Source organism: Leptolyngbya sp. AN02str (genome assembly GCF_050565595.1).
Taxonomy (GTDB): Bacteria; Cyanobacteriota; Cyanobacteriia; order Elainellales; family Elainellaceae; genus Kaiparowitsia.
On the sequence record NZ_JBNXVR010000079.1, the window covers coordinates 1 to 8,448 of the forward strand.

The following is an 8,448-nucleotide window of genomic DNA, read 5'->3' on the forward strand; positions in this document are numbered from 1 at the left end:
CACGGGTTAGGTTGCTGGGATATGCTTTACTCATCTGACTCACTCAGGGCTGTAGATATTTGCTATTCGCAGCCTACACTGAGTGAGCTTTTTTACGCCCTTCCTGACTTCTCAAACACCCTCTTAGTTAGAACACAGTGTAGTTAGAACACAAGTTGGAATAGGAACAGTTTTGAGCGCAATAAGGCCGTATTCAAAACGGTCCTAATCAATATGAATATTGCTAGGCTAGTTTCCTGGCTTCATGACAAATTGGCAGCTTTGTAACAGCAAGGTTTTCCTCTTTACGCCTTTCTCGTAACTCCATACAGCTTCGTTTTTTGGGAGCCGTGCTGCTAGCAGGACATTGGCCTTTTCGCCATGAGCAAGAGCGATGAACAAACTGGCCGCACGGTTGATTGAACGCACGGATAAGGTATGAATGAGTGCTTGAAGTTATGCTTTTCAGCACTTCAATCGATCGTCTGAGTGAATACAAATATGATGCGGCTAAGCAATGCTGGGGACAGGCGATCGCGAAGCCGTTGGTTAGGATTCGAATCAGCATCAAATGCCAGCCTAAGACTGAACCTTCTGAACCTTACTGGGATTTGGGTTGGTGATGGTCGAGGGATTGGGTGCGCTGCACTATGTATAAACTTCTGATAAATTCAATCGATGCAGGTGACGTATAGAATGCTGAACGCTCCTATCGAGAGATTGCAGCACCCCTGATCGCATAACGATTGACATCTCATGAATGAATCGTGTAGATGGATCGTGTGCATGGAGACTAATGAGTGGGTGTAGACGAACTTTTGGCAATTGCACCAATTGCACCCGCGATCGCTCCCACAATGACAAACGCTAAGAGGCCCGTTGCAAGACTCTGCTTATCGGCTGAATAGTCTGTCAGTCCGCCCCCGCTTAGAGCCAGCATAACGTTTACAGGAATAACCAGAATCGTGATGCAAAACAACCCTGACATCACACCGCTAAAGGCTGCTCCTCTGAGTATTTGGCGTGTTGTGCCCCCAACTGCACCCGCGATCGCCCCTAAGCCAGCAAACACAAGAGAAAACAGCCAGCTTAGAGGAGAAGCTAAGACACTAGCTAAGCTCATGCCATCGGTTTGTCGAAAGAATGGACCACCCCAGTTCAGCACGTAGTACACAAAAAGCAGGGCAACCAAAAGTTGGCTTACCCCACCTACAATGGCTCCAACCTTAATGCCTCGCATAGAACGGCTACCACCACTGATTGAACTAGATGCATGTTTTCTCATGGATGTTTGGGCGAAACGATCAAATTCAATTATTAGCGAGAAGTCATCTATCCAAAGTTATTTTATGTGTCGTAGCTTAAAGCAGAAATTAGTATCTTTGCAGCTCAAGCCCGATACCGCTCGGGTTCATATCCCGTTCACAATGGATCGGCATTGCGATGCAAACTCGTTCACGATTCGGTTGCATGCTTTATCAACTGGGTGGTAAAGCTTTCGTTGATGTAGAGTGTGAATCAATCATTTGGCCGCATCCAAGACTGATTCAACAATAAAGATTTATGATTTCTATGATTTAGAACCTTGTAGAGAATGAGTTATGGATTTCGCTTACAATTCTTAAACAAACGTGATAGGAATTGGTGGCACAGAATGGCTGACATTGTTGATATTGCGGTTGGTGCAGGTAATTTTCAAACATTGGTCACAGCAGTCCAAACTGCAAACCTGGTTGATGCGCTGAAAAGCCCTGGCCCCTTTACTGTTTTTGCCCCTTATGATGATGCGTTTGCCAAGTTGCCCCCGGGAACAATTACGACCTTGGTGCAGAACCCTCCTCAGCTAGGTCGCATTCTCACCTTTCATGTTGTTTCAGGGAAATACACAAAAGCAGATTTGATGGGGGTTGATCACTTGGTGTCGTTGGAAGGCTCTCCGATCCCCATCCACTCGACACCCGACTATTTTGAGGTTAAAAATGCGACCGTGGTTGCTGCCGATATTGAAGCGGATAACGGCATCATTCACGTGATTGACACCGTGATGCTGATGGGTTAAGTGATTCAACCTTCGACGAGCGGATGTAGGGACATGATGCCCGATCACCGAAATTTGGGCATCATTGGCCACTGACGGGATGAGTTTGCAATCAGGATAAACTCATTCACTCAGGCAAGAAAATGGCTCTGTCGTTGCTGCCCATCTGGTGGAATTGACGGCTGACACTTGAGGCGATCGCACATTGGCGATCGCCTTTTTGATTGGGGCAAAGTCATGGGAATCCATAATCGGCACAATTTTTTTATGTACCTTTTACACAAACTTAGAATTGATGACTGCATCCTTACCCAAAAATACAGTTGTAGGTGCGAGCAAAATTTGTAGACGAGGTAATGCTGAATGAAATGATTGTGAAACTTGTCTTGGTACTGAACGAGCCAGCTTTTCAATAACGATTGCCGTCTACAAAATATAAAGGTTTCGTAGAGGTCTGCACACAAAAGTTAAGCTTTCTGGCTGATGTACTATTCTAGAATCAATTTATAAACTCGGTGAAACCCCCTCAAGGCTGAGTTATAAGAGTATATAGTTTGCGAATAGCCATCTCTGGAGCCCGGTAGACCAGAGGTTTTGCTTGCCAGTATTGATTGCGTAAATAAATTCTTAATGGATAGTTAGTAATTGACTGGTTATATGCTTAAACCTAAATTGCTGCGAGTACCGCTCACAGCCTTAATTGCTATTCTTGGCATTACAGGGTTGCTATATTTGGTCGCGGCGAAGATCCTTCTACATAATTTTGTTCAGGTTGAACGCCAACTCATCCAACGTGATTTGCAACGAGTGCAAGGTACGATTCAGCATGATCTGAGCGTTCTTCAGACTGAAGCTTATGACTATGCTCAATGGGATGATACCTACATTTTTATGGAGGAGCAAGATACAAATTACTATGATGTCAATTGGTCAGATGCAACCCTTGAGAATTTGCAACTAAATATTGTTGCTTTAATCGATAGTTCATCTCAAATCCTGATTCATGAAAATTTTGACTTACAAAGTCACAAAAGGGTTCCTTTTCCGGCCATTTTTGATCAGTCCGGTTATCTCAATGAATCCTTGGCTCAGTATTTTGTGAATGAGGCGGGCAGTACAGGGATGCTTGTCTTACCAGAAGGCCCTGTTCTGCTGGCATCCAGCCCCATCTTGAATAGCCTGGGAGAAGGGCCCAGCCGAGGTACATTGCTTATCGGTCGGTATATCAATGACCAGGCGATCGCCCGATTAGCAGACCTAACGCAGGTTTCGGTGTCTGCTCATCCGGTTCAGAGTTCGTCTTTACCAACCGATGTCGAACAAGCATTGATGACGTTGTGCGATCGCCCTACCGAATCCTTCATTCATCCGCTTTCGGCAGACCGCATTGCTGGTTATGTGATGATGAAGGATGTGTTTAATCAGCCAGCGCTAATTGTTCGGGTTGATGCGGCGCGAGCAATTTACAAACAAGGGCTATTGAGCCTAAGTTACTTGGGGGCGGCGCTGCTGGTTGTAGGGTTGAGTTGTGGCAGTGCCATTTACACGCTGCTAAAACGGTTGACCCAGGCCATGATGGTGGAGCGCGATCGCCAGCACTTGGCAGCCTTGAATGAGAAATTAGAATACTTGGTGGAGCAGCGAACCACAGAGCTACGGGAACAAGCGCTTGCCCTGCAAGTTAGCAAAGAAGCCGCTGAAGTTGCAAGCCTTGCTAAGAGCGAATTTTTGGCAAATATGAGCCACGAAATCCGTACGCCAATGACGGCCGTTCTAGGATATGCCGACATCTTAGCCAGTACTGACCTGTCAGAGGAGCAGCAGGAATACCTGGAGCGTATTAACCAAAGCGGCAATAACTTGTTAGCCATTATTAATGACATCTTGGATTTATCCAGACTAGAAGCTGGAACCCTAAAACTCAACGCTCAGCTGTTTAATTTGCAAGAGTTGGTAACGAGCGTTATCAACCTGTTTCAACCCAAGGCGATTGACAAAGGTCTAGTGTTGAATGTGGAAATTGCGCCATCCATGCCGCATTCCTTGATTGGTTCTGTCGATCGTTTACGGCAAGTGCTCGTGAATCTCATGAGTAATGCGATCAAATTTACGATGGCTGGGGCCGTTGTCTTGCGAATTGAGCAAGAACCAACGGAAGACGAGTTTGGGGTAAAACTTCGGTTTAGTGTGCACGATACGGGTATTGGTATTGCACCCCAGGATCAAGAACGCATTTTTGAATCATTTACCCAGGTGGATTCTTCGCTCGCTCGCTCCTACGAGGGAACTGGTCTAGGGCTTTGTATTTGTCGCAAAATTGTGACCTTGATGGGAGGCGAAATTGGGGTTGAAAGTGCATTGAACCGAGGCTCTACGTTCTGGTTTACGGTGGTGCTGGAGCCAACAGCTCTCAGTGAACCATGGCCGGACATACCCCTTGACTCGACAATCCGAAGCACCGCTGCTGTGACAAAATCATCCACATCCGCTCGCATTTTGGTTGTGGAAGATGTTGAAATTAATCAATTTTTGCTGAAGCAGGTTTTGGAACGACTGGGATATGAATGCGATTTGGTCAGCAATGGGCAGCAAGCACTGGAACAATTAGCCGACAAACCCTATGAGCTGGTGCTGATGGATTGTCAAATGCCGATTTTGGATGGATATGAAACAACCCGTCGATTGCGGCGCTGCCAAAAACATCGCCATTATCAATCCCCGACGGTTGTCATTGGAATTACGGCTCATGCGATGGCGGGCGATCGCGAAAAGTGTCTGGCTGCAGGCATGGATGACTACATGAGCAAGCCATTTCGAATGAATGACTTAGGAAATTTGCTGAAACGTTGGTTGCAGCCAAACTCGTAGGGCTTTCTGTCCACCTCGGGTGAAACGAGCGTTAATCGCCAGAAATATGTACCACCAGTTCGCGCGAATGGCCGTGACGTCGATGTTCCCATAGGTAAATGCCCTGCCAGGTGCCCAACACTAACCGTCCGTTGGCGATGGGAATTTGCTCGGATGTGTGGGTGAGCACACTCCGAATATGGGCTGGCATGTCATCTGGCCCTTCGGTGCTGTGTACATATTGATAGCCTTCGGGCACCAGTTTGGATAGAAAATTTTCCAGATCAACTAATACATCGGGATCAGCATTTTCTTGGATGATGAGACTGGCGGAGGTATGACGCAGGAATAACGAGCACATGCCAGTGCGAATTCCTGATTCTGAAACGATGGATGCAATTTTGGATGTGACTTTATGTAGGCATTTACCGTTGGTTTGAACGGTAAGTGTACGTTGGTAATGAGACATCGGATAACTCCGGTTCGTAACGAAAGAAGGTGCGATCGCGCTGGCTAGCATTGTTTATCTACACCCACTGTAACGAATGCATTGATACACTAGCCCGACCAATAGTAAGTAAGGATAAACTGAAACAGGATCACCTGACGGGCACGACCTGGGAGGACGCAATGCATCATTGGTTGAGCCTGGATACTGTGATAGAACTCATGCTGGGTATTAGCCTGAGTGCTGCCTGCGGGTTTCGAGTGTTTGTGCCGCTGTTGGTGATGAGTGTGGCGGCAGTGCTAGGGCATGTGCCCCTCCCTGCAGATTTTGATTGGGTGAATTCAAGCCAAGCGTTGTGGCTGTTTGCGATCGCCAGTGTGGTTGAGGTGGGTGGCTACTATGTTCCCTGGGTCGATCACATGCTGGAAATTGTGGCGTTGCCGTTGGCGATCGCTGCGGGTACGTTGGTGACTGCTGCAGTTGCTCCCGAACAGTTGAATCCGTTGGTGCAGTGGACGCTGGCACTTGTGGTGGGGGGCGGCGCGGCGGGTTTAACGCGGGGGATGAACTGGTTTGTGCGCATCATTTCGACAGCGCTGTCGGCGGGGCTTACCAACCCTATTTTTGCCACCATTGAGCTAGCGATCGCCCTTGGGCTGGCGGTACTAGCGCTTACGGTGCCAGTGTTTGCTGGGGTGTTGGTTTTGAGTGTGTGGCTCCTGGCGGCTAACAAAATTCGTCGGTTTTTGGCCCAGCGCCAGCAATCTGCACAGCCACCAACTGCATAACCATCAACCGCATAACCGCTAACCTTGCCGGATGCGATCGCTCAAGCCTGTTCTCAATGTGTGGAAATTTGCTGCGGCTCTCTATCGGGCTTAGCCTCTCTAAGGCTGAGTTTTTCAGAGCTGTCTAGATAGGCGGAACCCAACCCATTTCCCAAAATTCGCCGGTTCACTAAACATCATGAACGAGACAAGAATCCTAAGAATTCTCTGGTAGCATCAAGAGCAATTCAGGTGCTGTCTTTTGGGAACTGGAATGAAAAGGGTTTGGTTTATTGCATTGGCGTCTCTCTCGTTTGCGGTTCCAATGACGATCGCTCCTCGTCTTGGCGCAACACCCATGGTTGCTCAACTGCCCGCCCAAGCTCTAGTTTTGACACAGGCCCCTGAACCTGTCGTGGAAGATGACGCCGACCTCTATCGCGATGCTCAACTCATTGCCCAGTGGATCTTGGCAGCAGGTTTGCTGCTAGGGGCGATCGCCATTGGCGCAGGTGTAGTGATGTATAACCGCAACGAAAAGTGGTATCGTATCGAATCCCTGCGAACAGCAGTCAAAGACTTTGAGCAAGATGAAGATATCTGGAAAGCCTTGAAGATTATGGACTTCGAGGAATATCGCGACTTTGAAACTATCTATAAAGGCAACAAACTCACCTTCAAAGTCAATAACGATATCCTGTGTCGAGCCCTAGCCACTCACGAAGAGCGCGCCCGCCAAAAAACCGACCTCGACAAACAAAAGTCTGATCTTGAAAAGCTCAATGCCGAAATCTTACAGGCTAAAAAACAAGCCGCCAAAGCTTTGGGCATGGCACCAAAAGATGCTTCCAATCGAGATATCGAATTGCTGGTAAGAACGGCAGCTGAAAAGAACTCGATCTATGCCAAGGAGCTTCAGAATTACCACATCGAAACAACATTGCGCGATTGGTTCAACAAAATGCTGAATGGATTAGAGCATTTTGGATATCTAATTGAGTCAGGAATGTTTAATTCAGAAGATTTGCGTCCATGGATGATCTATTGGATTCGGTTGATCGCCGATCGCGAATTCAAACGACCTGGTGCATCAAAGTTCTACGATCAGCTCTACACCTACATTCACGAATATGGATTTTCGGGTGTTCTCAAGTTATTTGAACAGTTTGGCTATCGCATCTTGCAGCCACCCTACCGCCCAACTGACTTTGTTGGCCTAATGCTAAAACCAGAGACAAAAACTGGTGACCATAAACTGAATGTAAAAGTCGCGCTGACGATGGCAAAAGCTGCTTATCTCAGCTATCAAGATATTAGCTACGTTGCTGAAATTTCGCGCCGTTGGAATTTTGAAATCAAAACAGATTTCTACTACATCAATAAACCTGCGCTAGATACTCAAGGTTTTATGATACGAACCGATGAGTATATCGTACTTGCGTTTCGTGGCAGCCAAGAAATTAAAGATTGGCAAACGAACTTTAAAACTAAGCTTAGTAAGTTTGCCGTGAAATCCAAAATGGAAGAGTTGCAAGAAGATACAACTCCACCCAAAGGCCAAGTGCATCGTGGATTTCAAGCGGCTTGGGAAGTCGCTGAATCCAGTGTGATTAAACAAATTCAAAAATGGAATCAGGACAGCGGCCAAACCCTACCCCTGTTGATTACAGGGCATAGCTTGGGAGGTGCCTTGGCAACTGTTGCGGCGTCTTCGCTGGTAAAGCAGGGCTTTAATATTCAAGGTTTATATACCTTTGGACAGCCCCGGGTCGGCGATATCATTTTTGCTGCGGAAATTGGGCAAGCATTGCAACATCGCGTTTTTCGCTTTGTCAACAACAATGATATTGTGCCTCACATTCCGCCGCCCTATTTACCGTGGAATCCATTTCACATTTATGTCCACTTAGGCCAACAGTATTACTTTGATGCCTTTGGCAACATGACCAATCGCCCCAACCCATTCTTCCGATTTTTTAACTTTTGGGTGGGAATTGCGCGCAATGCCTTCGAACCTGGTTTTTCGATGGTGAATGACCATCGTATGGAATACTATGTGAGCCGTTTGCAAAAAGCTCTAGATGTGGAAGTGGCGCGTGAGCGGATGGAGAAAGAGGATTTTCTCAGCTAGTTTTTCTCAGTTAGTTTTCTCAGTTAGGTTGATTCCGGTGGGTTAGCCGGGTTCTGTTAGCTCGGTTGCTTGGGAAGTCGATGGATGTGGCGAGTCTGTCGCTTAATGCGCAACCGACATTCCGCAGGTTGCTCTGGGAATTAAAGGGAGTGGGGATAAGCTGAGGGAGACGAGTTAGGATCGCCCCCTTGCAGATCGAGAACTTGGACCACTTGGGACTGATTGCGGGTGTTATTGA

7 protein-coding genes are annotated in these 8,448 nt (G+C 47.2%); 4 read left to right on the forward strand and 3 right to left on the reverse strand.

Annotated features, from left to right (window positions below):
- Positions 1-772: 772 nt before the first annotated feature.
- On the reverse strand, positions 773-1,219 hold the full coding sequence (locus ACQ4M4_RS28515) for a hypothetical protein (RefSeq protein ID WP_430687854.1): 447 nt from the start codon (positions 1,217-1,219) through the stop codon (positions 773-775).
- A gap of 414 nt (positions 1,220-1,633) precedes the next feature.
- Between ACQ4M4_RS28515 and ACQ4M4_RS28520 the strand changes: the two genes are divergently transcribed.
- A complete protein-coding gene (locus ACQ4M4_RS28520; protein WP_430687855.1) occupies positions 1,634-2,038 on the forward strand; it encodes a fasciclin domain-containing protein in 405 nt (134 codons plus the stop codon).
- 102 nt (positions 2,039-2,140) lie between these two features.
- Here ACQ4M4_RS28520 and ACQ4M4_RS28525 read toward each other — a convergent pair whose 3' ends face one another.
- Positions 2,141-2,275 (reverse strand): hypothetical protein, encoded by a 135-nt coding sequence (locus ACQ4M4_RS28525; RefSeq protein ID WP_430687856.1) that lies wholly within the window; start codon positions 2,273-2,275, stop codon positions 2,141-2,143.
- A gap of 399 nt (positions 2,276-2,674) precedes the next feature.
- On the opposite strand from ACQ4M4_RS28525, the gene ACQ4M4_RS28530 reads away from it, so the two are divergent.
- Complete coding sequence (locus ACQ4M4_RS28530) at positions 2,675-4,885, forward strand: CHASE4 domain-containing protein (protein ID WP_430687857.1); 2,211 nt, start codon at positions 2,675-2,677, stop codon at positions 4,883-4,885.
- Positions 4,886-4,916: 31 nt separating this feature from the next.
- Here ACQ4M4_RS28530 and ACQ4M4_RS28535 read toward each other — a convergent pair whose 3' ends face one another.
- Positions 4,917-5,333, reverse strand: a complete 417-nt coding sequence (locus tag ACQ4M4_RS28535) for a secondary thiamine-phosphate synthase enzyme YjbQ (RefSeq protein ID WP_430687858.1) — start codon at positions 5,331-5,333, stop codon at positions 4,917-4,919.
- Positions 5,334-5,494: 161 nt separating this feature from the next.
- Between ACQ4M4_RS28535 and ACQ4M4_RS28540 the strand changes: the two genes are divergently transcribed.
- Together ACQ4M4_RS28540 and ACQ4M4_RS28545 are read left to right on the forward strand one after the other, a co-directional pair.
- Positions 5,495-6,100 carry a DUF4126 domain-containing protein gene (locus tag ACQ4M4_RS28540; RefSeq protein WP_430687859.1) on the forward strand — a complete coding sequence of 202 codons (606 nt, stop codon included), beginning with the start codon at positions 5,495-5,497 and terminating at the stop codon, positions 6,098-6,100.
- Positions 6,101-6,353: 253 nt separating this feature from the next.
- Positions 6,354-8,210, forward strand: a complete 1,857-nt coding sequence (locus ACQ4M4_RS28545; RefSeq protein WP_430687860.1) for a lipase family protein — start codon at positions 6,354-6,356, stop codon at positions 8,208-8,210.
- Positions 8,211-8,448 lie beyond the last annotated feature (238 nt).